Origin of the sequence: Nitrospirillum pindoramense, from assembly GCF_007827955.1 — a bacterium.
GTDB classification, from domain to species: Bacteria; Pseudomonadota; Alphaproteobacteria; order Azospirillales; family Azospirillaceae; genus Nitrospirillum; species Nitrospirillum amazonense_B.
Genome location: NZ_VITR01000004.1, coordinates 191,105 through 215,083, shown reverse-complemented (window position 1 = coordinate 215,083; position 23,979 = coordinate 191,105). Strand labels below are relative to the sequence as shown.

The following is a 23,979-nucleotide window of genomic DNA, read 5'->3' as shown; positions in this document are numbered from 1 at the left end:
TGCCCCGGGGTTGGACGCATGACGCCGCCTGTTGCTCAGCTTGCGCGCGTCACGACGCGCCTTTCGAACTGAAGTTTAGCGCATGCCGCCGGGGATTGAAGCCGTGCAATCGGAGGTGATGGTAAAAAGGCCGGGCGGTTGTCCGCCCGGCCTCTGACGGCCCAGCTTGGGCGAAATGGCTTCGGTTCCGCCTCAGTCGGCGGGCACCACCGGCAGGTCGATGAAGCTGGCCTGTGCCCCCTGGTGGAACACCCGCTGCGTCGCCTTGCGATAGTCGCCCGGCTTGGCCAGGAAAATGTTGTCCACGAAGGTTTGCGGATTGCGGTCGTAGAGCGGGAACCAGCTGGACTGGACCTGCACCATGACACGGTGGCCGGGCAGGAAGACGTGGTTGGCGTTGGGCAGCTCAAACCGATAGCGCTGCACCTTGTCCGCCGGTATGGCGGTCGGGTGTTCCAGGCTGTCGCGATAGCGGCCCCGGAAGATGTCCATGCCCACCGCCAACTGGTAGCCCCCCATCTCGGGCTGGGACGGCACCTCGTCGGGATAAACGTCGATCAGCTTCACCACCCAGTCGCTGTCGGTGCCGGAGGTGGAGGCGTAAAGATTCACCACCGGCGCGCCGCTGATCTTCATCGGCGCCGTCAGCACCTCGCTGGTGTAGACGAGAACGTCGGTGCGGTCGGCCACGGCGCGCTGGTCGGTGACCAGCCAGCGTTTCCAGGCGTCACCATCGGAGAAGCGCACCGGGCGCGGCACGTAGGGCACGGGCTTGGCCGGATCGGAGACGTACTCGTCATAAGCGGGGGCGCCCTTGGCCGGCGCGCTGAAGCCCAGCCCACCGTTAGCCTGCAGGTACAGCGGCTTGAGGTTGGCGACGCAGCCGCTGGCGCACGCCGTCGGCCACTTCTGCAGACGGCGCCAGACGTTGGTGCCGCTCTCGAACACCAGCACCGGCGCCGTATCGGCCTTGGGCGCGCCGTTCTTCAGGTGCTCATCCAGGAAGGGCAGCATGGTGTTGCGCCGGAAATCCAGCGCGGTGTCGCCCTCGAACTTCAGCGGTCCCAGGGTGGAGCCGTCGTAGTTCACGCCGCTATGACGCCAGGGACCCAGCACCAGGTAATTGAGGTCGTTGCGGGTGTCCTTGGGCTCGATCGCCTCATAGGTGTGGACGGCGCCGTACATGTCCTCCTGGTCCCACAGGCTGGCCACGATCATGGTGGGCACCGTGGGCGTACGGGCGCCCAGGATGGTGTCCAGCGCCTGGTTCTGCCAATAGGCGTCGTAGGCGGGGTGTTCCGTCAGCTTGCGCCAGAAGGGCAATTGCGCCAGGCCGTACTGCCGGGCGAAGCCATCGGCCGATCCTGCCCGCAGGAAGGCGTCGTAATCGTCGTAGATGCCGCGCGGGATGTCATCGCCCTGGCCCCGCACCGTGGTCTGGTGCTGGAAGTAATCGAAATTGGTTTGGCGGAAGGCGCCGTTGTGGAACCAGTCGTCGCCCTTCCAGCCATCCACCATGGGGCTCATGGGCACGGCGGCCTTCAGGGCGGGATGCGGATTCACCAGGGCCATCAGCACGGTGAACCCTTCGTAGGAGGAGCCCACCATGCCGACTTTGCCGTTGCTTTCCGGCACGTTCTTCACCAGCCAGTCGATGGTGTCGTAGGCGTCAGTGGCGTGGTCGACCTCGCTGTCGTTCAGGGGGCCGCGCAGCGGTCGGGTCATGACATAGTCCCCCTCCGACCCGTATTTGCCGCGGATGTCCTGGAAAACGCGGATGTAGCCTTCGGCCACGAAGCTCTCATCCCCCTGGGCCAGAGTCGCCAGCATGTGCGGGCTGACGGACCGCTTGGCGCGCTTGGTGGCGTTGTAGGGGGTGCGGGTCAGCATGATGGGGGCGCCCTGGGCGCCCTTGGGGATGACGATGACGGTGTGCAGCTTCACCCCATCGCGCATGGGGATCATGACGTCGCGCTTGATGTAGTCCGCGCCCTCGATGGCGGTGTCGACCTTGGCCGGGATGTCGGGTGCCATGGGGGACAGGGGGGATGCCGTCTGCGCCCAGGCCGTGCTGCTCAACGGCGACGTGCTGGCCAACAAGGCGAGAAGTCCAAATCCCGCGGTGCCCAAGCCGACACGCAGGCGCCCCAGATGCGGACACGCCTGCCGTCCATGGCGAGCCTGTCCGGCCGCCTGCCCCGATTTCAACCTAGCCATAGACCCTTGCCCCTTTTTATCCAATATCCCACGCGTCAGCGCGGGCGGGGATGAACGATACCGGGGTAGGCGGTCGGGTCAAATGGCGTTCGGTAACGGAATGGTTACAGACCGTCGCGCTGATTCTTTAGGTGGAAATATTCCATGTCGCCACTCGCCATGATAGTGTTGCGGCGCACAAAGGAGGTGCCCGCCATGCTACTCAACCCCTTCCTCGCCGATCCGACTAAAACCCTGTCGCAGGATCTGCTGACGGAGTTTGAAACCATCCTGGGCAAGGGCGTCCTGGGTACGCCGGTGGAGATACCCGGCGGCCTCATCGTTCCTGTCAACATCACCACCTTCGGTGTCGGCGTTTATGGCGGCAGCGTGTGGGGCGAGGCGGTGGGCGGCGGCGGCGGCGGCGGCGTCATTCCCTGCGCGGTCCTGGTGGTTCAGGACGGGAAGGTGACCTTCCATCCCATCGCGCCGGAAACCACCAAGGCGGCGGCCGAGCATGTCACGGCCATGGTCACCCGGATGCGCGGCCCCCGCGTTCCGCAGGATGAGGCGGCGGCACCATCGACCGTGGATGCCTGATCTCAGGCATCCAACGGCATGACCGCGTCCTGCGGCAGGTAGTAGGCCGCCAGGAAGGACCAAAAGGCGTTATCCATCAGCGATCGCGCCCGATCCGGAAGGGTCTTGTACTTGCCCACCGCGCCATCGCCGATGTGGGTTTTGTGCCAGTGGGTGACAGGGTCGTACAGGTTGGGCTTGGCGTCGGTGCCGGCGTTCACGGCGAAGCGGCCCGAATTTTCCATTTCCGCCAGGGTGCGCTTGACGGTCTGGGTCAGCAGGCCTTCATGAATGGCCCTGAGAACCGCATCGGGCACGCTGACGCCGATGAAATCCGCGACGCGGGCCACCGAGTCCAGCTTGTTATGGAAATCTTCCTCGTACCGGAACACCAGCGTGCGCCGGCCATGGACCAGACAGGCCTGCACCCGCCGCACGCTGCGCAGCACATAGGCGAAGGCCTCATTGAACGGCAGGTCGAAGCGCTGCATCAGCGAGGCGACGCAATCGCGGGGGTCGCGCAGGGTGATGATGGCGGGGATGTCCTCATGCGCGATCCGCACTTGGGTCATGTTGTCTGGGTGGTGGGTCTTCAGCACCAAGGGAACCTTGGGCCTATCACCGATACCGACGTGGTGGTCCAACTCATTACGGTAGTCCGACTTGAAGCCATCTTCCCCATAGGCATGGGACAATAGCTCGCGCACCACGTTAAACGACCAGGTTGAGGCGCTTCCCGGCAGTCCGACACAAACAATAATGTCATTATTGTCAATATCAGTGAGATCTTTATCTTTTTGCATGATTGCAATCATTTGTGATGAATATTGCGGACGGAATCATATCCACGGTGATTACACGGGGCGCGTGGGCCATTTCGTCGCACTCATATGGTGCCAGCCCACCATGACCCGGTGGCCAGCCAATCTTTTTGATCAGCCGATAAGATGAGAGATTGAACTAAGTCACTTCACTTCCTATGTAGCGCGGGCATGGCTTCGGGGGGCGGGTCGCCCGCGCCGGGGGGGACACCGGGAAGCCGCGCCTTATCGAGAGATCAAGCCATCAGAGAGGGGCTGACGTGATCAAGACCTTGGGATATGCGGCCTACAAGGCCAAGGAGGCCCTGGCGCCGTTCACCTTCGAGCGCCGTGACCCCCGCGACCACGATGTGGTCATCGATATCCAGTACTGCGGCATCTGCCATTCCGACGTCCACCAGGCGCGGGATGAATGGGGCGGCAGCCTGTTCCCCATGGTGCCGGGGCATGAGATCGCCGGCGTCGTCACCCAGGTCGGCCCGGCCGTCACCAAGTACAAGGTGGGGGACCGGGTGGGCGTCGGCTGCTTCGTCGACAGCTGCCGCACCTGTGAATACTGCCTCCAGGGCCTGGAGCAGTACTGCACCCAGGGGATGACCGGCACCTACAACGCGATGGAGCGTGACGGAAAGACCCTGAGCCAGGGCGGCTATTCCACCACCATCGTGGTGGATGAGAACTATGTGCTGCGCATTCCCGACGCCCTGCCGCTGGACGCCGCGGCGCCGTTGCTGTGCGCCGGCATCACGCTCTATTCCCCGCTGTCCCATTGGAAGGCCGGGCCAGGCAAGAAGGTGGCCATCATCGGCATGGGCGGCCTGGGCCACATGGGGGTGAAGCTGGCCCACGCCATGGGGGCCGAGGTCACGGTGCTCAGCCAGTCGCTGCGCAAGGAGGCTGATAGCCGGCGCCTGGGCGCCGACCATTTCTACGCCACGTCGGATGAGACGACTTTCACCAAGCTGGCGGGCACCTTCGACCTGGTCATCAACACCGTGTCGGCGCCCATCGACTGGAACGCCTATCTGGGCCTGTTGAAGGTTGATGGCGCGCTGGTCGTGCTGGGCGTGCCGGAGGAACAGGTGCCCGTCGGCGCCTTCTCCCTGATCATGGGGCGCCGCAGCCTAGCCGGTTCCCTGATCGGCGGCATCAAGGAGACGCAGGAGATGTTGGACTTCTGTGGCAAGCACGCCATCACCAGCGACATCGAAACCATCGCCATCCAGGGTGTGAATGAGGCGTATGACCGCGTCGTCGCCAGCGATGTGCGGTATCGTTTCGTTATCGACATGGCATCGCTGAAGAGCGACGAAGCCGCGTTCTGATCGCCTTTTTCCACTATAATGAACGGGTGGCGATGGTGGTATCGCCGCCCGTTCATTATAGTGAAATTGAATTTATTTAGTCGGCATCGCGTTTTGGTTGGCGGTCGGTCGGGCGTGGACTACGCTTTTGACCATCCCTCGGCCTAGAAGCGGTGACATCATGCGTCGTTCTGTGCTGATCCTTGCCAGCGTTGCCCTGACCGGCGTGGCCGTCCTCCTGTCGCCTGGGGCAGAGGCCCAGGATACGGGCAATTCGACCGATAGTCCGGTCGCCGGCCCTGCCGTCCCACCGGCTTTAACCGACGAGCTTCCGCGCGAAATCATCATCACCCCGCGCGTGTTGCCGACACCGGAGGAGGAGAAGGCTTACCACGATACCGAATATGCCCGCCTGAAGGTCATGTTCGGACCGCTGGAACTGCCGCCGCCATCACGCGGCGATAGTCTCAGCCGCGATGGCACCCAGAATACCGGCACGCTGGCGGGGCCCAAGGCAGTGAATTGCGCCGACATCGTCGCCTGCTACGCCCCGCCCAAATAGGCCCCGGCTAGGTCCTTCAATGCGGCATGTTGCGCCGCAGCCAGCGGGCGGCGATGGCGACGACGCCGGCGCACACCGGCACGGCGATGGCCACGATGCGGCTGGTGGAGGGCCAGCCCTCCGTTTCCGGCAGGCCGTGCATCACCTTTTCCACCAGCGACACCAGGTAATAGGTGATGCCCACGATGGACAGCGCCTCAACCGCCTCCTGGATGCGGACATGCATGCTGGAATTGCGGTCCAGCGATGTCAGGAGGGTGGCGCTCTGGCTGGACAGGCCGACATCGACGCGGGTGCGCAGGCTGGCCTGGGCACGTTCCATGCCGGCGGCCAGTTCGCCTTGAAGGCGCGCGGCGGCCTCCACCGTCCGGATACCGGGGCGCAGGCGGCGCTTCAGGAACAGGCCGACGCGCTGCAGGCCGGGGATGCGTTCTTCCCGCAGTTCCTCCAGCCGCTCGTTCACGATCTCGCCATACGCCAGGCTGGCGCCAAAACGCCAGCGGTTGCGGGTGACCAAGTGGCCCAGGTCGACGGCCAGGTTGGTCAGGCTGTCCAGGATGGCGCGGTCCTCCGCCGGGGTCTTGCTGTCGCGGATGCGGCCCACGGTTTCTTCCAGCCGCCGTTCCATGTCGGTCAGGGCCGCCATGGTTTCCCGCGCCTGGGGGAAGGCCAGGAAGGCGGCGGCGCGGTAGGTCTCGATCTCCAGGATGCGCTGGACCAGCCGGCCGAGGCGGTCGTTGGTCAAACCCCAATTCTGGATCAAGGCCCGGCTGTAGCCGTCGTCATCGATGTGGAAATCCAGGGCCACCAGGGCCTCGCCGCCATTGACCACGGCGCCGGCGCACGTCCCGGTGGGGAAGCGGGCTTTCAGGGCCTGGGGCGCCGGCGCGCCGTCGGCCGGCTCCACCCGGATATGCACGGCCGCCAGCCGGCGCGGCCCCATGGGCGCGAACACACCGTCCAGCAAGGTTTCCACAGCCAGACGGGTCGCGTCCCCATCGGTACCGCTGACGGCCACGCTGGTGCTGAGGAACTCGGTATGATGCTCCCACTTCACCTGCGCGGGCCGGCCGGCGATGGTGGTGGCGATGACGCCGTAGCGCGGCGCCTCGGCATCGGTCGCGGGCGGGGAACCCAGGACCGTCAGCAGCCGGGCGGCGCCGGCCGTCCCTTCCGCCGGGGTGCAGAGATAGGTGACGTGGAAGACCTCCGCCGGCGCCGCCAGGGGCAGGGCCATGCGGGAGTGCAACTCCTGCATCAGAACGCCACGCAGCGGGTGATCCGACTCCATACCCATGATGCCCTGTCCCCTACGCCGCCCGTGGTGCCACGCCCTGGGCCTGAATGCTTACACGGGGGGGATGCTAACACAGGGGACGTGCGGGGGCAGGGCGGACCGCTGTGCGCCCCGTGCACGCGGTCCTTCGCTGCCTGCATGGCTGTGACGGTGACGGGTCAAGCGGCGGCCGGCCGGCGCTTGCGCAGGATGTCCAGGATTTCGGCGGCAGCGGTGGGGATGTTGGTGCCGGGGCCATAGATGGCGGCGGCGCCCGCCTGGTACAGCATGTCATAGTCCTGCGGCGGGATGACGCCGCCGCACACCACCAGGATGTCGCCGGCGCCTTGCGCCTTCAGGCTGTCGATCAGGGCCGGCACCAGGGTCTTGTGCCCGGCGGCCTGCGACGACACGCCGATGACGTGCACGTCGTTCTCCACCGCCTGGCGGGCCGCTTCCTCCGGCGTCTGGAACAGCGGGCCCACGTCGACGTCGAAGCCGATGTCGGCGAAGGCCGTGGCGATGACCTTGGCGCCCCGGTCGTGGCCGTCTTGGCCCATCTTCACCACCAGCATACGCGGACGGCGGCCCTCGGCCTCCGCGAAGGCCTCCACATCCTTGCGGATGCGGGCGAAGCCCTCATCTCCGTCGTACGCCGAGCCGTAGACACCGCTGACGGAGCGGATGACGGCGCGGTGGCGGGTGAACACCTTCTCCAGCGCGTCGGAGATTTCGCCCACGGTGGCGCGGGCGCGCGTCGCTTTGATGGCCAGGTCCAGCAAGTTGCCGGTGCCGGCCGCGGCCCCTTGCGACAGGGCCGCCAACGCGGCGGTGACGGCGGCCTCGTCGCGGCCGGCGCGGATGGCGTTGAGGCGGGCGATCTGAGCCTCGCGCACGGCGGTGTTGTCGATGTCCAGCACCTCCACCCGCTCCGGGTTCTGGGGCCGGTACTTGTTGACGCCGACCACCACTTCCTCGCCCCGGTCGATGCGGGCCTGGCGGCGGGCCGCCGCCTCCTCGATCATCAGCTTGGGCAGGCCGCTGTCCACGGCCTTGGTCATGCCGCCCATACCCTCCACCTGGTCGATCAGCTTCTCCGCCTCGGCCGCGAGGCTGTGGGTCAGGCTCTCGACGTAATAGCTGCCGCCCAGCGGGTCGACGACATGGGGCACGCCGGTCTCCTCCGCGATGATCAGCTGGGTGTTACGGGCGATGCGGGCGGAGAAGGGTGTGGGCAGGCCCAGCGCCTCGTCAAAGCTGTTGGTGTGCAGCGACTGCGTGCCGCCCAACACGGCGGCCATGGCCTCGATGGTGGTGCGCACCACGTTGTTGTAGGGGTCCTGCTCCGTCAGGCTGACGCCCGAGGTCTGGCAATGGGTGCGCAGGGCCAGCGACCGCGCATCCTGCGGGTCGAAATGCTTCTTCATCAGCTTGGCCCACAGCAGGCGGGCGGCGCGCAGCTTGGCCACCTCCATGAAGAAGTTCATGCCGATGGCGAAGAAGAAGGACAGGCGCGGGGCGAACTGGTCGACCTTCAGGCCCTTTGACGCCGCCGCTCGCACATACTCCAACCCGTCCGCCAGGGTGAAGGCCAGCTCCTGCACCGCCGTGGCCCCGGCTTCCTGCATGTGGTAGCCGCTGATGGAGATGGAGTTGAACTTGGGCATGTTCAGCGCCGTGTACTCGATAATGTCGGCCACGATGCGCATGCTGGGGGTGGGCGGGTAGATGTAGGTGTTGCGGACCATGAACTCCTTCAGGATGTCGTTCTGGATGGTCCCGGACAGCTTGTCCTGGCCCACACCCTGTTCCTCCGCCGCCACGATGTAGCCGGCAAGCACCGGCAGCACGGCGCCGTTCATGGTCATGGACACGCTCATCTTGTCCAACGGGATGCCGTCGAACAGGATCTTCATGTCCTCCACGCTGTCGATGGCGACACCGGCTTTGCCCACGTCGCCCACCACGCGGGGGTGGTCGCTGTCATAGCCGCGATGGGTGGCCAGGTCGAAGGCCACCGACAGGCCCATCTGGCCTGCCGCCAGGTTGGCCTTGTAGAAGCGGTTGCTTTCCTCCGCCGTGGAGAAGCCGGCGTATTGCCGGATGGTCCAGGGCCGGTGGCTGTACATGGTGGCCCGGGGACCCCGGGTGTAGGGCACGAAGCCGGGCAGGGTCTGAAGCTCCAGCCCCTCCAGGTCCGCCGCGGTGTAGAGCGGCTTCACCGCGATGCCCTCGGGCGTGGTGCGCACCAGGCCTTCGGGGTCGGCGCCGAATTCCTTGGCGGCCAGGCGCTGCCAATCGGCCAGTGTCTTCTCGGGGAAGTCGCTCATGATGGTCACTCGAACTCGATGATGATCTGGTCGACGGCCAGGGACGTGCCCTTTTGGGCCGCGATCTTCTTGACCTTGCCGTCGGATTCGGCGCGCAGGATGTTTTCCATCTTCATGGCCTCCACCACCGCCAGTTCCTGGCCGGCCTTGACCTCGTCACCCACGGCCACCGCCACGGTGACCAGCAGGCCCGGCATGGGCGACAGCAGGAACTTGGACATGTCCGGCTTGGCCTTGATAGGCATCAGGGCCGCGAACTCCGCCGCCCTGGCGGTCAGCACCTGCACCTCCAGCTCCGCCCCGCCATGGAACAGGCGGTAGCCGATGCCGGTGCCGTCCACCTGCACAGCCAGGGCGTGACCGTCCACTCTGCCGGCCCACAGCGATTGGCCGGGGTGCCAGTCGCTGTTGCGCACCGCATAGGTCCGGCCGTCCAGCGTCACGTCATGGCCGTCCTCCACGGCGACGATCTCCGCCGGGTGGTTGTCCCGGCCGCAGCGCACCACCCAGGTGGCGGGCACCACGCGGTGGTGGCCGGCCATCTGGCCGGAGATGGTCGCGTCCCGTTCCACCCGGCTGCGGTGGATGCTGGCGGCCATGGCCAGCAGACGGGTCAGCCCCTCGGCCGGCAGTTCGCGGCCATGGAATCCGTCCGGGAATTCCTCGGCGATGAAGTTGGTGGTCAGGCGGCCCTCACCGAAGCGGCGGGATTCCACCAGGGCGGCCAGGAAGCTGATGTTGTGGCCCACGCCGCGGATCTGGAAGCGGTCCAGCGCGTCGCCCATGGCGGTGATGGCCGTGGCGCGGTCGGGGCCGTAGGTAATCAGCTTGGCGATCATCGGATCGTAGAACATGCTGATCTCGCCGCCCTCATGGATGCCGGTATCCACGCGGACGATGCTGCCCTCTTGCGCGCCCGGCCCTTCCGACGGGGGACGGTAGCGGGTGACGCGGCCGATGGAGGGCAGGAAGTTGCGCGTCGGCTCCTCCGCGTACACGCGGGCTTCCAGCGCCCAGCCGGTCAGCTTTACGTCGGCCTGGGTCAGGGGCAGCTTCTCGCCCGCCGCCACACGGATCATCAGTTCCACCAGATCCAGGCCGGTGATCATCTCCGTCACTGGATGTTCCACCTGCAGGCGGGTGTTCATCTCCAGGAAGTAGAAGTTACGGTCCTTGTCGACGATGAACTCAACCGTGCCGGCGCTGCGGTATTGCACCGCCTGCGCCAGGGCCACGGCCTGCTCACCCATGGCCTTGCGCGTGGCCTCATCCAGGAAGGGGCTGGGCGCCTCCTCGATCACCTTCTGGTGGCGGCGCTGGATGCTGCATTCACGCTCGCCCAGATAGACGCAGTTCCCGAAGGCGTCGGCCATGACCTGGATTTCGATGTGCCGGGGCTCGGTCACGTACTTTTCGATGAACACCCGGTCGTCGGCGAAGCTGGACCGCGCCTCGTTGCTGGCGCTGCGGAAGCCTTCGCGCGTCTGGGCGTCGTCCCAGGCCACACGCATGCCCTTGCCGCCACCACCGGCCGACGCCTTGATCATCACCGGATAGCCGATGTCGTGGGCGATGCGCACCGCCTCCTCATCGTCCTTGATGACGCCCAGATAACCAGGGACGGTGGAGACGCCGGCGGCCTTGGCCAGCTTCTTGGACTCGATCTTGTCGCCCATGGCGCCGATGGCGTGGACGTCCGGGCCGATGAAGGCGATGCCGGCGGCCTTCAAGGCCTCGCAGAACGCGGCCTTTTCCGACAGGAAGCCATAGCCGGGGTGCACGGCCTCGGCCCCCGTCTCCAGGCAGGCCTGGATGATGCGGTCGGCCACCAGGTAGCTTTGGGCCGACGGCGCCGGGCCGATGGCCACGGCCTCATCCGCCATCTGCACATGCAAGGCGCCGGCGTCGGCCTCGGAATAGACGGCGACGGTCTTGATGCCCATGCGGCGTGCCGTCTTGATGACCCGGCAGGCGATCTCGCCCCGGTTGGCGATCAGGATTTTCGAGAACATCGGGGGAGGCCTCAGAGCGGCAGGTTGTCGTGCTTCTTCCAGGGGTTCTCCAGCTTCTTGTTCTTGAGCATGGAGAACGCCTTGATCAGGCGGCGGCGGGTGTTTTGCGGCTTGATGATGTCGTCGATGTACCCGCGTGAGGCGGCAACGAAGGGGTTGGCGAACTTCTGCCGGTATTCCTCCGTCCGGGCGTCGATCTTGGCCGGGTCGCCGATGTCGGCGCGGAAGATGATCTCGACGGCGCCCTTGGGCCCCATCACCGCGATCTCGGCGGACGGCCAGGCGTAGTTGACGTCGCCGCGCAGGTGCTTGGACGCCATCACGTCATAGGCGCCGCCATAGGCCTTGCGGGTGATCAGCGTGACCTTGGGCACCGTGGCCTCGCCATAGGCGAACAGCAGCTTGGCGCCGTGCTTGATGATGCCGTTGTATTCCTGTGACGTGCCGGGCAGGAAGCCGGGCACATCCACCAGGGTGCAGAGCGGGATGTTGAAGGCGTCGCAGAAGCGCACGAAACGCGCCGCCTTGACGGAGCTGTCGATATCCAGGCAACCCGCCAGAACCAGCGGCTGGTTGGCGACGAAGCCCACGGTGGACCCGTTCAACCGGCCGAAGCCGATGATGATGTTCTTGGCGTAATCCGGCTGCAGCTCGAAGAAGTCGCCCTCATCCACGACCTTCAGGATCAGTTCCTTCATGTCATAGGGCTTGTTGGGATTGGCCGGCACCAGGGTGCCCAGCGATGGCTCCGGCCGGTCCACCGGGTCGGCGGTGACGCGCACGGGGGCCGGCTCCCGGTTGGACAGGGGCAGGAAGTCGAAGAAGCGGCGGGTGTGCAGCAGCGCCTCGACATCGTTATTGAAGGCGAGGTCGGCCACGCCGGACTTGGCGGTGTGGGTCACGGCCCCACCCAGCTCCTCCGCCGTCACCACCTCATGCGTCACCGTCTTCACCACGTCGGGGCCGGTGACGAACATATAGCTGCTGTCCTTCACCATGAAGATGAAGTCGGTCATGGCCGGGCTGTAGACGGCGCCGCCGGCGCAGGGGCCCATAATCAGCGACAGCTGCGGCACGACGCCGGAGGCCAGCACGTTGCGCTGGAACACCTCGGCATAGCCGCCCAGGCTGGCCACACCCTCCTGGATGCGGGCGCCGCCGCTGTCATTCAGGCCGATGACGGGGGCGCCCACCTTCATCGCCTGGTCCATGATCTTGCAGATCTTCTCGGCGTGCGCCTCGGAGAGGGAGCCGCCAAAGACCGTGAAGTCCTGGCTGAAGACGAAGACCAAGCGGCCGTTGATGGTGCCGTGGCCGGTCACCACGCCATCGCCCGGCACCTTTTGCTCCGCCATGCCGAAGTCGGCGCAGCGGTGCTCCACGAACATGTCCCATTCCTCGAAGGAACCGGCGTCCAGCAGCAGTTCCAGCCGCTCGCGGGCCGTCAGCTTGCCCTTGGCATGCTGGGCCGCCACGCGCTTTTCGCCGCCGCCCGCGCGGGCGCCCTGGCGTTTGGCTTCAAGGGTTTCAATGACCGTGAGCGTCAACGCCCGTCTCCTGACCGGTTATCGCTGCGCCGGGTGGCGGCGGCTTGGTGGCTATGGCCGGGTGGGACTCACGCAAAGGTTGGTCCCGTGGCCTTGATTGACAGCTGCGATGTTTGCAAACAGTGTGATCCCAGTTCAAGTCAATGCCACGCGAAATCGTGCGACGCCGGGGCCGATATTTTGTAAACTTTGTGAAACGGAGGAAAGGTGCGGCGGCCATGGCGGGCAAGATCTTCGCAGGCGAACGGGTGCGGCAGTTGCGGCAGCAGCGGGGCATGGCGCTGTCCGCCCTGGCCCAGGCCAGCCACCTGTCCATGAGTTATCTGAGCCAGATCGAGAACAACCAGCGGCCGCTCAGCGCGGCGGCACTGGCCGCCATTTCCGCCGTCTTCGGGGTGGAACCGCGCCATTTCGCCGACGACAGCGACCTGCGCCTGGGCAGCGAGCTGCGCGAGGTGCTGGGCGATCCGCTGTTCGCCGACGACGGGTCCAGCCTCAGCGCCATCAGCGACGCGGTGCGCGCCGCCCCCGGCATCGCCGGCCAATTCATCAAGCTCTACCGCGCCTACCAGCATCTGATGGAGGAGGGGGCCCGTCATCGCCTGGATCAGGATTTGGAGGCGGAGACCAGCGGCACGGCCCCGTTCCCCTATGACGACGTGCGCGACTTCGTGCAGAGCAAGCGCAACCACTTCGCCAGCCTGGACGTAGCGGCGGAGACCCTGTTCGAAAGCCAGGGCTTCGCGCCCACCCGCCTATTGGAGGATTTGATCGATTACCTGCGCGACCGGCATGGCGTCGCCTGCGCCGTGTCCCCCGCGCTGGGAACGGAGGGGGTGCTGTGGCGCTATGATCCGGCGCTGCGCCAGTTGCACCTGGCGGAAAGCGCGCCGCGCGAAAGCCGCGCCTTCTTCCTGGCGCAGCAGATCGGCCGCATGCAGTTCGCCCCCCTGATCGAGGAGGAGGTGCGCAAGGCCCCGCTCAGCAGCCCGGAGGCGCGGGCCCTGGCCTATACCGGCCTGGCCAATTATTTCGCCGGCGCCCTGATCCTGCCCTATGGCCGCTTCCTGACCCAGGCGCGGGCGGTGCGCCATGATATCGAGCGGCTGCAGAACCATTTCGGCACCAGTTTCGAGCAGGTGTGCCACCGGCTCAGCACCATGCAGCGGCCGGGCAACGCCGGCATCCCTTTCTATTTCCTGAAGGTCGACCGGGCGGGCAACATCTTCAAACGCAGCAGCGCCACGCGGTTCCAGTTCGCCCGCTTCGGCGGCGCCTGTCCTTTGTGGAATGTGCACGAGGCGTTCGCCCAGCCGGGCCGCATCCTGGTGCAGGTGGCGCGCACGCCCGACGGCGTCACCTATCTCTGCATCGCCCGCACCGTCACCCTGACCGGCGGCGGCCACCTGTCCCGCCCGCGCGAGGCGGCGCTGGGCCTGGGCTGTGAGATCAGCCATGCCGCCGAGCTGGTCTATTCCGCCGGCCTGGATTTGCAGAACCAGGAAACGGCGGTGCCCATCGGCTCCAGTTGCAAGGTCTGCGACCGCGACGACTGCCGCCACCGCGCCTTCCCCTCCATCGGCCGGGGCTTGGCCATCGCCGGGCATGAACGCCATGTGGTGCCGTTCAGCATGACGCCGGCGGGGGTGAAGTAGCCCTCAGCCCTCCGGCTCGGCCCGTTCCACTTCCCAGCTGACGGCGTAGACGTAGGGTTCCAGGCTCAGGCGGCCCACCATCTGTTCCATCGCCGCGTCGTTGCGGGTGGGGGAGACGGCCTTGGCGGTCACGTCCACCTTGGTGGTGTCCGGCACGTCCTGGCTGTCGATGCGGCGCAGGCCCAGGCCGCCGTGGCTGAGCGCGTGCATGAGCAGGGAGCGGATGTGCGCCTCCTCCGCCCCCTTGCAGGTGACGGAAACGGTGTAGTGCGTCTCCACATCCGTGGCCACCAGGATGCGGCGGTTCATGCGGCGCACCAGGGGGCGCAGGATCAGGTTGGTGACCACGACGAAGCCGGCCGCCGCCACGCTGGGCAGCCAATAGCCGCCGCCGGCGAAGGTGCCGACCATGGCCGAACACCAGAGGGTGGCGGCGGTGTTCAGCCCATGGACGTTCACGCCCTCGCGCAGGATGACGCCAGCCCCCAGGAAGCCGATGCCCGACACCACCTGGGCGGCGACGCGGGTGGGATCGCCCTGGCCCACCATGGCGGAGAAGATGACGAAACCGGCGGAGCCCAGGGCCACCAGGGCGTTGGTGCGCAGCCCCGCCATCTTCTGGTGCAACTGGCGCTCAAAGCCGATGCCGGAGCCCAGGGTCAACGCCATGGCCAGGCGCAACACCACTTCCAAGGGGTTGGTCAGGTCGCCGGTTATCATCCTGTATTCCTTGGTCTTCGGGCGCCGCGCCGATCAGCGCCGTTTATGACCTCCACCGCGATGGAAGGCAAGCCGCCGCAACTGTGGCAATTGGCGTGGGTAAGGCCCATATCGGGAAGCGATCTGGCATAAAGGAGCCTTGAGCATGAATGGCGAATACGAGGTCGTGCGCACGGATGAGGAATGGCGCCAGGTGCTGACGCCGGAGCAATACGCCGTCATGCGCGGCCATGGCACCGAGCGGCCCGGCAGTTGCGCCCTGAACCATGAGAAGCGGCCGGGCACCTTTTCCTGCGCCGGCTGCGGCCAGCCGCTGTTCCAGTCCGCCCGCAAGTTCGAAAGCGGCACCGGTTGGCCCAGCTTCAACGATCCGGTCGAGGGTTCCGTCGCCACCACGGTGGACCGCAGCCACGGCATGGTGCGGACGGAGGTGCACTGCGCCCGGTGCGGCAGCCACCTGGGGCACGTTTTCCCCGACGGCCCGCCGCCCACCTACCAGCGCTATTGCATCAACGGCGTGGCGATGACTTTCGAGCCCGACTGAAACCGGGTGGCCCCAGCGCTCAGTGCCGGCCCAGCTTGTTGGCGGCGGGGCCGGCCGCCGCCACCGTCTGATTGGCGCATTTGTTCAGGGTGTTTTCCTGGCAGGTGACCTGGGTGAATCCCAGGGTTTGGCCTTGCGCCGACAGGAAGCGGATGGGGAAGGCCAACTTGTAATGGATGCCGGCGCGCGCCGCCGCCGTGGGCGCCTGCACCACGACGATCAGGGAATTGGCGCGGCGCCCCTGGCTGAGGGCGAAGCCGTCGTCATTGCCGAAGGCCTGCATCACGGCGGCGGCCAGGGCGGTGGTGACATCATCGTCGGCGCCCCGCGTCACCTCCACCTCCACCGGTGCGCCGGCATGGGCCTGTCCCGCCGCGGCCAGGGCGCACAGCGCCGCCACCACGCTCGCTATCCGCCCCAGGGCGTTCTTGGTTCCCGTCATTTTTCGGCCCCTCTATTCCTCTGTCCGCGCCGACCCGCCTGCCGTATAGCCTATGGCATTACGTCGATTGCCGAGGCAAGCGCGGCGCCTGTAAAACCAGATCCGGCGCCGCAAGGGTCTTGGCGGCACAGGGGGCCGCTGGTCAGGGGCCGATTTGGGGGCACACATGGCATTGGTAAAAACCTCCCGGCTGGCCGGCGCCAAGGGGCGCTCCCGCGCATTGGCCGCAGAAGCGGCCGCGGCACCGGCGGGGCCTTCCAAGGCGGCCACGGCCCAGCCCAACGCGCCGGCCAAGCGCCCGCGCCGCGCCGCGCCGCCGACAACCCGCCAGACGGCGTCGGAACGCATCGCCGCCGCCACGGCGGAACTGGCCAGCGGCGTGGCGGAAGCGGCCGCCGCGGCGGAGGAACTGGGCCGGTCGCTGGAACAGATCGCCAGCGCGGCGGAGGAGGCGGCCTCCGCCAGCCATGAATCCTTGGCCGCCGTGGCCGGCATGGCGACCTCTTTCCAGCAGGCGCGGGAGCGGGCGGAGCGGGCGCAGGTGCGCACCGTGGCCTTGCAGACCCAGCTGACGGAGGCGGCCGCCCTGATCGAGGCGTCGGTGAGTGCGGTCACCGCAAACGCCGCTCGCCAGCTCAAGTCGGTTGATATCGTCGTGGGCCTGGAGTTGCACGCCGCCCATATTGGCGAGATCACCCGCACGGTGGCCGACATCGCCGACCAGACCGGTTTGCTGGCCCTGAACGCCGCCATCGAGGCGGCGCGGGCGGGGGACCTGGGCCGGGGATTCGCTGTTGTGGCGGACGAGGTGCGGGCCCTGTCTGAAACATCGGAGAAACGGTCCCGCGACGTGCAGTCCCTGGCCGACGGCATCACCGAGGAGGTGCGCGCCATCGCCGCCCGCATCCGCGCCGCCGCCGCGACGGCCACGGCCGAAGCGGCGGAAGGCCGGGCTGTTTCCATCTTGCTGGAGGATATCCGCGCCGGACTGGCGGCGCTGGTCTCGGGCGCCCAAGCCATCCTGCTGGCGGCGGTGGAGGCGGATACCGCCGCGCGTGAGGCGCAGAAGGGGGCCGAAAGCGTCTCCAGCGCGGCGGAGGAGCAGTCGGCCGCGGCGGCCGAGGCCCAACGCTCTGTGGCGCAGCAAAGCCAGGCGCTGGACCAGAGCCGGGAGGCGGCGGAGGCCCTGGCCGCCCTTTCGGACGGCCTGGGCGACGCCCGCCAGCGCGCCAGCCTGGCGGAGGAGGTTGGGGCCGCGGCGGAACAGTTGTCGGCGGCGGTGCAACAGTTATCCGGCGCCGCCGGTGAAATCCTGATCACCATCAACCAGATCAGCCGCGGCGCCCAGATCCAGGCGGCGTCCACCCAGCAATCCAGCAGTGCCATGGGGCAGATTCACCAGGCGGCCCAGGCCACCAGCGCCAACGCCACCCAGGTGGTGGAGCGCATGGCGCGGTCGCAGGTCTTGCTGGCCGAAGGGCGGGTGGGTGTTGGCAAACTCACCGCCGGGGTCGGGGCCGCGCTGGCGGAGACCCGCGCCGTGGTGGATCTGGTGGACACGCTGGAAGAGTCCGGCCGGCGTATGGAAAAGATCGTCGACGGCATCGCCATCGTGGCCGTGCAGACCACGATGCTGGCCGTCAGCGGCTCGGTCGAGGCAGCGCGCGTGGGCGACCAGGGGGCGGGCTTCGCCGTCGTCTCCACCGACATCCGCGCCCTGGCTCGCGACTCCGGGGAGAACGCCGACCGCGCCAAGGATCTGATCCGCCAGTTTCAGCTTCAGGTCGCCACAGTGCGGCGCGATCTGGAGCACATCGCCGCCGTGGCGGAGGCGGAGGTGCATAAGAACAAGGATATCGATGTGCGGCTGGGGGGAATCGCCGGTTCCGCCCAGGAGCTTCACGCGCTGGGCACCGAGATCGCCCAGGGCGCCGACGCCATCGGCGCGACGGTGGGCCAGGTGCTGAGTGGAGTGCAACAGATCGCAGCCGCGGCGGAACTGGCCGGCGGGGCTGCGATGCAGGCCGCCACCGCCGCGCGGCAGCAGTCGCGCGGGGCCGAGGATCTGGCCGCCGCCATTGAGGAGATCGCGTCGCTGGCAGATGAACTCCAGAAGGGCGAACTCCAGAAGGTCGGGGGATGAGCACACCATCCTCCCGGGGGAGGGCCACTCAGGCAGGGGGACCGCCGCGGGTTCTCACCTTTCGCGTGGGCGCCACCCGGCTGGCGGCCCCCGCCGGTGCGGTGACGGAGGTGCTGCGCCCGCCGCCCATCACCCGCGTGCCGCATGCCCCCGCCTGCCTGATGGGGATAGCGACCGTGCGCGGAGCCGTTGTGCCGGTGATTTCCCTGGCCCGCCTGCTGGAGGGGGATGAGGGGGCGGCCCCCGAGGGCGGCCGTATCCTGCTGTTCGACGCTGGTGAACCTGTGGCCTTGGCGGTCGATGAGGTTGGCACGCTGGCCGACCTGGATACCGCCGGCCCCGGCCCTGATGGCGCCCTGTATACCGACGGGGACGGCGCTGCGCGCCTGATCGACCTGAAAGAGCTGCTGCGGCGGGCCTTTGCCGGTTTGGCCGCGCGGACGCGCCGGGGCAATAGCGGCGCGCGATCCGTTGGGCACCAGGACCGCGCCGCCGTCGATGAACGGGCCTTCTTGGCCTTCGCCCTGGCGGGGCAGAGCTACGCCCTGCCGCTGGCGGAGGTGGCGGAGGCCATCACCGTGCCGGACCATCTGGCCTACCTGCCCGGCAGTGACGCGGCGATGGTCGGGACCGTTTCGCATCGCGGGCGCCTTCTGCCCATCGTCAGCGCCCGCGTCCTTCTTGGCCTGGAAGGTGGTGCGGATGAAGGCCGTGGCGCCCGTGTGGTCGTGGCCCATGGTCCTGGGGGCCACTTGGGCTTGCTGGTGGACCGCCTGACCACCATCTTGCGGGTCCCCGCCGACAGCGTCGCCGCCGTGCCGGCCGTCTTGAACCGTGGCCGGGGCGAGGCGCAGATCCAGTCCCTCTGCCGCCTGCCCGACGGTCGCGGCCTGGTTTCCATCCTGTCCGCCGCACGGCTGTTCCGGCATGAGACGGTGGCCCATCTTCTGGCACAGGGGGCCGCCGAGGATGGCGAGGAAGGGAGTTCCGTCATGGACGCAGTCAACCCCGATGCGGCGGCTGACCGCGTCGTCGTCTTCCACGTAGGGGGCGAGGAATATGGCTTGCCCGTCGACGCGGTGGCGGAAGTTGTGCGCCTGCCCGACACCCTGACCCGCGTTCCCAAGGCGCCCCCTTTCATTGAGGGGGCCATGACCCTTCGCGGTCAGGTCCTGCCCATCATCGACCAGCGCCGCCGCTTCGGTGTGGCCGGGGCTGCCGGGTCGCGGCGCCGGGTGATGGTCACGCGCATCGACGGCACGCTGGCGGGCTTCGCCGTCGATGGCGTGTCGGAGATACTGACCCTGTCCGCCGATCAGACGCGTGAAACGCCGGATCTGGCCCGCGCGGCGGACGGGGGGGAGACACTCTTCACCCGCGTCGCCACCCTGCGCACCCCCGACGGCGCTGACCGCATGATCCTGCTGATCGAGCCGCGGGCCTTGCTCAGCCGGACGGAGCGTGACCTGTTGGCGGCACTGGGCAGGGCGCCGCAGGGGGGCGTTGGCGACCCCGGATCGGCGCCGCCGTGACCCGCGTCCTGATCGTCGATGACAGCGCCCTGATGCGCCGGCTGTTGGGCGACCTGTTCGCCGCCGCGGGCGACTTCGAGGTCGCCACCGCCCGCGACGGCCTGGAGGCTTTGGCGCGGCTGCGCGACTTCGACCCGGAGGTCATCACTCTGGACGTTCACATGCCGCAGATGGACGGCCTCTCCTGCCTGGACCAGATCATGGTGGAGCGGCCCCGGCCGGTGGTGATGGTTTCATCCCTCACCGAAGCCGGCGCGGAGGTGACACTGGAGGCCATGACGCTGGGGGCGGTGGACTTCATCCAGAAGCCCGATGGCGCGATTTCGCTGAAGATGGACCGGTTGGGGCCGGAACTGCTGGACAAGGTGCGGGGGGCGGCGCGCGCGCGGTTGCGCCGGTCCCACCGCCTGGTGGAACGCCTGCGCCGCCAAGCGCAGGGGTGGGATACCCCGGCTGTCGAGGCTGCCAGGCGCCCTCCCGTGCTGGAGGAGGCCGATCCGCTGGACGACCCGCGTCCAGCCGGCAAGCCGGGGGATCCGCCGGGCTTGGTCCTGGTCGGCTGTTCCACCGGTGGGCCGCCCGCCCTGGATGCTTTGCTGGACGGGCTGCCGGCCGATTTCCCGTGGCCGGTGGTGGTGGCGCAGCACATGCCGGCCACCTTCACCGGCGCGCTGGCCCGCCGACTGGACCGGCTATGCCCGCTCACGGTGCGGGAGGTGACGCGGCCTGTCCCTCTGGCTCCTGGCCATGTCTACATCGGCAAGGGCGACGCCGACGTGATCCTGAGCCGGCGCTCCTCGGGCCTGGTGGTGATGCCCACCCCATCCAAGGAGGAATACCGCTGGCATCCCAGCGTCGACCGGCTGGTCGACAGCGCCCTGGATCATGTCGACGCGCGCCGGCTGGTTGGCGTGCTCATGACCGGCATGGGCTATGACGGCGCGGCGGCGATGACCCGGCTGCGCGCGCGGCGGGGACGCACCATCGCCGAGGCCGAGGAGACGGCCGTGGTCTGGGGCATGCCGGGGGAACTGGTCAAGGCGGGCGGCGCCGATGTCGTGGCGCCGCTGGACAAGATCGCGTTCCATCTGCGCGACCTGGTGGGACCATGACCGTCCGCCGCGCCGACGATGGAGAAACGCCGCCGCTGAGCGCGCCGGATCTCGCCCGCTTCTGCGAGTTCCTGTACCTGCGCACCGGTATGCAGTTCGGGGAAAGCAAGCGGTACTACATCGATCGGCGGGTGGCGCAGCGCATGGCCGAGATGGGGGCCGCGACCTTCGAGGATTATTTCACCCGGCTGCGCGCCGATCCGGTGGAATTGGAACACCTGATCAACAGCTTCACCGTCAACGAGACCTATTTCTACCGCGAAGACCATCAGTTGAAGTGCCTCAGCCGCGACATGCTGCCGGACATCGTATCCCGGCGGGGGCCGGGTGACCGGCTGCGTCTCTGGTCCATGCCCTGCGCCACGGGGGAGGAGCCCTATTCCATCGCCATCTGGTTGCTGGAGAACTGGGCCATGGTCGACGCCTATCATGTGGAGATCGTGGCGTCGGACATCGACACCCGCGCCCTGGCGGAGGCGAGGGCGGGCCGCTATGCCGCCAAATCGCTGGCGCGTCTGCCGGTGGAGCTGCGCCAGGATTATTTCCTGCCGGTCGAGGGGAGCGGGGCGGAGCGTTTTCAGATCATCCAGGATCTGCGGGAATCCGTGACCTTCACCAGCGCCAACCTGGTGGATGGGGCGACATTGACGGCGCAAGGCCGCTTCGACGTCATTTTTTGCCGCAACCTGCTGATTTATTTCGACGATCTGTCCCGCCGCCTGGCGGTGGACAACCTTTATGACCGGCTGCTGCCGGGCGGTTACCTCTGCTTGGGGCATTCGGAATCCCTGGCGCGGTTGAGCGACCGCTTCGCCGTCTGCCGCTTCGAGGACGCGGTGGTCTATCAGCGGCCCCGGGAAGGCGTGCAACCGAACCGCGCGCAGGGAACCGCCGCCCATGGATGAACTGCTGGAGCAATTCCTCATCGAGGGGCCGGAACAGGTGCAGCAGGCGGGTGAGGCCCTGCTGGCGCTGGAGGCGCGGCCAGAAGATGCCGCCCTGGTCGACCAGGCCTTCCGCGCCATCCATACCCTGAAGGGGTCGGTGGGCCTGTTCGACCTGCCGGCGATGGCCGAGGTGCTGCATGTCGCCGAGGACCTGCTGGGCGCGCGGCGGGACGGCCGCCTGACCTTATCCCGGGCGGCCACGGATGTCCTGATTGCCGCCACCGGCCAGACGGAACGCTGGCTGGACGCCCTGAGGGTGACAGGGGGGGCGCTTCCCGACGACGCGGGCGACGTGGCGCGTGCCCTGTCGCAGCGCTTACGCGGCTTCCTGGTCCCGGGGACGCCAGTTGCCGGGGCCGACAACGGCCGGGTCGAGGCCGCCCTCTCGGACACTCATTGGGTCGAGAGCCTCTTTCGGGAACAGGCGTCGGATGCGGCGCGCCATTCTGTCGTGACGGCGTTGCGCTACACGCCGGATGCGGGGTGTTATTTCCGCGGAGAGGATCCCATCGCCCTGGCCCGCGCGGTGCCCGATCTGCTGGCCTTTCGGGTTTTCCGCCGGCCCGATGCCCCACCGGCGTCGGACGCCTACGATCCCTATGCCTGCGATTTGGTGGTTGAGCTGCTGTCCGCCGCCCCTGTGGAGGCGGTCAAGGTCCCCTTCCGCTTCATGCCCGACCAGATCCAGGTGCTGAGTTGGTCGCCCCCCTCCCCAGGACCGTCCATCGGCCCGTCCCCGACAGGATTGGAAGGCCCACGCGGGCTGCGCGTGGACGCCAGCCGCGTCGACACCCTGGTGGCGTTGGTGGACGAGTTGGTGGTCGCCAAGAACGCCTTGGCGGACCTGGCGGCCCGTATGGCGGATGGCCTGGCCCCGGACGTGGCGGCCCGGATCATGGGCGATCGCCAGGCGATGCTTGACCGGCTGATCGGCCGGCTGCATCGCACTGTCACGGACATCCGCCTCGTGCCCGTCCTGCCCCTTTTGCGCCGTTTCCCCCGCATGGTGCGTGAGATGGCCGCCGCCATCGGCAAGGAGGCCGACCTGGTTGTGGATGGCCAGGAGGTGCAGGCCGACAAGGGGATCGTGGAGGGGTTGTTCGAACCGCTGACCCATCTGCTGCGCAATGCCGTCGACCACGGCGTCGAGCCGGCGGCGGAGCGGGTCGCGGCGGGTAAGCCCGAACGGGCCCGCATTGGCCTGACCGTGGGGCGGGAAGGCGACCGCATGGTCATCGAGGTCACGGACGACGGGCGTGGCATGGATCCGGACCGTATCCGGCGGACCGCGGCGGCCCGGGGCGTGGTGCCAGCGGCCACGCTGGCCGAACTGCCCGATGACCAGGTGCTGGACCTGGTGTTCCGCCCAGGCTTTTCCACAGCGGAGGCGGTGACCGTCCTGTCGGGGCGCGGGGTGGGAATGGACGCCGTCCGCGCCGCTGTGGGCCGCCTAGGCGGCGGCGTGGGACTGCGGAGCACAGTAGGCGCGGGAACGACGGTGCGGCTGACCCTGCCCATGAATTTGGTGCTGACCAAGGTGCTGGTCGTTTCCGTAGGCGATGATCGCTACGGCCTGCCCTTGGACGGCGTGATCGAGACCGTGCGCGTCACCCGCGACCGCGTCCTGCCCATCCGTGCGGGGCGCGCCTTCGTTCTGCGCGACACGGCGGTTCCCCTCCTGGCGCTGTCCGATCTGCTCGACCAGCCGGCCGACGATGTCAGGGAAGGGGAGGCCGTGCGGGCGGTCATCGTGCGGGTGGATGGTGCGTTGCTGGCGGTGGAGGTTGGTACCTTCCTGGGGCGGCATGACGTGGTGCTGCGTCCCATGGCCGGGTTGTTGGCCGCCATGCCGGGGTTGTTGGGCACCACCCTCCTGGGGGACGGCGGGCTGCTGATGGTGTTGGACCTGCCGGGCCTGATCGCCGCCTTGCACCGTGACGGGGACAGGCTGGGTGGGGGACGGCCATGACGATCATCGTGGACGGCCCCCTCATACGCTTGGCGGGGAACTGCGGCGCGGAGGACGCGGAAATTTTGCTCTCCCGGCTGCAGGAGGCGCCCGAGTCCCAAATCGACGTCAGCGCCAGCCGCCATCTGCATGGTGCCGTGGTGCAAGTTTTTCTCGCTTTGCGGCCAACTGTACGGGGTATGGCCGAGGATGTATTTCTCCGCGACTGGGTCATACCCTGTTTGGCTGCACCGCCATAGTCTTTCGCAGACAAGATTATTGAGGCCGCGATATACATACTGAACCACC

Annotated in this window: 19 protein-coding genes; 11 read left to right on the top strand and 8 right to left on the bottom strand. The window is 67.7% G+C overall.

What is annotated here, in order from left to right:
• Positions 1 to 192: 192 nt before the first annotated feature.
• Positions 193 to 2,100, bottom strand: a complete 1,908-nt coding sequence (locus FBZ90_RS08190) for a CocE/NonD family hydrolase (RefSeq protein WP_420872589.1) — start codon at positions 2,098 to 2,100, stop codon at positions 193 to 195.
• A 312-nt stretch (positions 2,101 to 2,412) separates the two neighbouring features.
• Here FBZ90_RS08190 and FBZ90_RS08185 point away from each other — a divergent pair, with 312 nt between their 5' ends.
• On the top strand, positions 2,413 to 2,796 hold the full coding sequence (locus FBZ90_RS08185) for a spore germination protein GerW family protein (RefSeq protein WP_186455665.1): 384 nt from the start codon (positions 2,413 to 2,415) through the stop codon (positions 2,794 to 2,796).
• Between the two features lie 2 nt (positions 2,797 to 2,798).
• Here the strand turns inward: FBZ90_RS08185 and FBZ90_RS08180 are convergent, their stop codons facing one another.
• The gene (locus FBZ90_RS08180) at positions 2,799 to 3,482 is read right to left on the bottom strand and encodes a sulfotransferase domain-containing protein (protein ID WP_186455664.1); all 684 of its coding nucleotides are present in this window, start codon (positions 3,480 to 3,482) and stop codon (positions 2,799 to 2,801) included.
• A gap of 374 nt (positions 3,483 to 3,856) precedes the next feature.
• Between FBZ90_RS08180 and FBZ90_RS08175 the strand changes: the two genes are divergently transcribed.
• A complete protein-coding gene (locus FBZ90_RS08175) occupies positions 3,857 to 4,921 on the top strand; it encodes an NAD(P)-dependent alcohol dehydrogenase (protein WP_145730861.1) in 1,065 nt (354 codons plus the stop codon).
• Between the two features lie 160 nt (positions 4,922 to 5,081).
• On the top strand, positions 5,082 to 5,462 hold the full coding sequence (locus tag FBZ90_RS08170) for a hypothetical protein (protein ID WP_145730858.1): 381 nt from the start codon (positions 5,082 to 5,084) through the stop codon (positions 5,460 to 5,462).
• A 16-nt stretch (positions 5,463 to 5,478) separates the two neighbouring features.
• On the opposite strand, the gene FBZ90_RS08165 is transcribed toward FBZ90_RS08170, so the two are convergent.
• The 4 genes from FBZ90_RS08165 to FBZ90_RS08150 all read right to left on the bottom strand — a co-directional run bounded on the left by FBZ90_RS08165 (position 5,479) and on the right by FBZ90_RS08150 (position 12,627).
• Positions 5,479 to 6,759: a DUF3422 domain-containing protein gene (locus FBZ90_RS08165; protein ID WP_145730856.1), complete on the bottom strand. Its 1,281-nt coding sequence runs from the start codon at positions 6,757 to 6,759 to the stop codon at positions 5,479 to 5,481.
• Positions 6,760 to 6,917: 158 nt separating this feature from the next.
• Positions 6,918 to 9,068 carry a methylmalonyl-CoA mutase gene (gene scpA / locus FBZ90_RS08160; protein ID WP_145730854.1) on the bottom strand — a complete coding sequence of 717 codons (2,151 nt, stop codon included), beginning with the start codon at positions 9,066 to 9,068 and terminating at the stop codon, positions 6,918 to 6,920.
• A 5-nt stretch (positions 9,069 to 9,073) separates the two neighbouring features.
• Positions 9,074 to 11,080, bottom strand: coding sequence for an acetyl-CoA carboxylase biotin carboxylase subunit (locus FBZ90_RS08155; protein ID WP_145730852.1), 2,007 nt, complete (start codon positions 11,078 to 11,080; stop codon positions 9,074 to 9,076).
• 11 nt (positions 11,081 to 11,091) lie between these two features.
• Positions 11,092 to 12,627 (bottom strand): acyl-CoA carboxylase subunit beta, encoded by a 1,536-nt coding sequence (locus tag FBZ90_RS08150; RefSeq protein WP_145730850.1) that lies wholly within the window; start codon positions 12,625 to 12,627, stop codon positions 11,092 to 11,094.
• A 218-nt stretch (positions 12,628 to 12,845) separates the two neighbouring features.
• On the opposite strand from FBZ90_RS08150, the gene FBZ90_RS08145 reads away from it, so the two are divergent.
• Positions 12,846 to 14,282 carry a helix-turn-helix domain-containing protein gene (locus tag FBZ90_RS08145; RefSeq protein WP_145730848.1) on the top strand — a complete coding sequence of 479 codons (1,437 nt, stop codon included), beginning with the start codon at positions 12,846 to 12,848 and terminating at the stop codon, positions 14,280 to 14,282.
• A gap of 3 nt (positions 14,283 to 14,285) precedes the next feature.
• On the opposite strand, the gene FBZ90_RS08140 is transcribed toward FBZ90_RS08145, so the two are convergent.
• A complete protein-coding gene (locus tag FBZ90_RS08140) occupies positions 14,286 to 15,002 on the bottom strand; it encodes an MgtC/SapB family protein (RefSeq protein ID WP_145730846.1) in 717 nt (238 codons plus the stop codon).
• Positions 15,003 to 15,147: 145 nt separating this feature from the next.
• On the opposite strand from FBZ90_RS08140, the gene msrB reads away from it, so the two are divergent.
• Entirely contained in the window at positions 15,148 to 15,546 is a 399-nt protein-coding gene (msrB, locus tag FBZ90_RS08135) for a peptide-methionine (R)-S-oxide reductase MsrB (RefSeq protein WP_145730844.1), read from the top strand.
• Positions 15,547 to 15,565: 19 nt separating this feature from the next.
• Here the strand turns inward: msrB and FBZ90_RS08130 are convergent, their stop codons facing one another.
• Positions 15,566 to 15,988, bottom strand: a complete 423-nt coding sequence (locus tag FBZ90_RS08130) for a hypothetical protein (protein WP_145730842.1) — start codon at positions 15,986 to 15,988, stop codon at positions 15,566 to 15,568.
• A gap of 166 nt (positions 15,989 to 16,154) precedes the next feature.
• Between FBZ90_RS08130 and FBZ90_RS08125 the strand changes: the two genes are divergently transcribed.
• Genes FBZ90_RS08125 through FBZ90_RS08100 form a run of 6 tightly spaced genes read left to right on the top strand, consistent with a single transcriptional unit; the run spans position 16,155 to position 23,930 of the window.
• Positions 16,155 to 18,131, top strand: coding sequence for a methyl-accepting chemotaxis protein (locus FBZ90_RS08125; RefSeq protein ID WP_145730840.1), 1,977 nt, complete (start codon positions 16,155 to 16,157; stop codon positions 18,129 to 18,131).
• Positions 18,128 to 19,663, top strand: a complete 1,536-nt coding sequence (locus tag FBZ90_RS08120; RefSeq protein WP_145730837.1) for a chemotaxis protein CheW — start codon at positions 18,128 to 18,130, stop codon at positions 19,661 to 19,663. Before FBZ90_RS08125 ends, FBZ90_RS08120 begins: the two co-directional genes overlap by 4 nt.
• Positions 19,660 to 20,775: a chemotaxis-specific protein-glutamate methyltransferase CheB gene (gene cheB / locus FBZ90_RS08115; RefSeq protein ID WP_145730835.1), complete on the top strand. Its 1,116-nt coding sequence runs from the start codon at positions 19,660 to 19,662 to the stop codon at positions 20,773 to 20,775. Before FBZ90_RS08120 ends, cheB begins: the two co-directional genes overlap by 4 nt.
• Entirely contained in the window at positions 20,772 to 21,680 is a 909-nt protein-coding gene (locus tag FBZ90_RS08110; RefSeq protein ID WP_145730833.1) for a CheR family methyltransferase, read from the top strand. Before cheB ends, FBZ90_RS08110 begins: the two co-directional genes overlap by 4 nt.
• Positions 21,673 to 23,691 (top strand): chemotaxis protein CheA, encoded by a 2,019-nt coding sequence (locus tag FBZ90_RS08105; RefSeq protein ID WP_145730831.1) that lies wholly within the window; start codon positions 21,673 to 21,675, stop codon positions 23,689 to 23,691. Before FBZ90_RS08110 ends, FBZ90_RS08105 begins: the two co-directional genes overlap by 8 nt.
• A complete protein-coding gene (locus FBZ90_RS08100) occupies positions 23,688 to 23,930 on the top strand; it encodes a hypothetical protein (RefSeq protein ID WP_145730829.1) in 243 nt (80 codons plus the stop codon). Before FBZ90_RS08105 ends, FBZ90_RS08100 begins: the two co-directional genes overlap by 4 nt.
• The last annotated feature ends 49 nt before the right edge of the window (positions 23,931 to 23,979 follow it).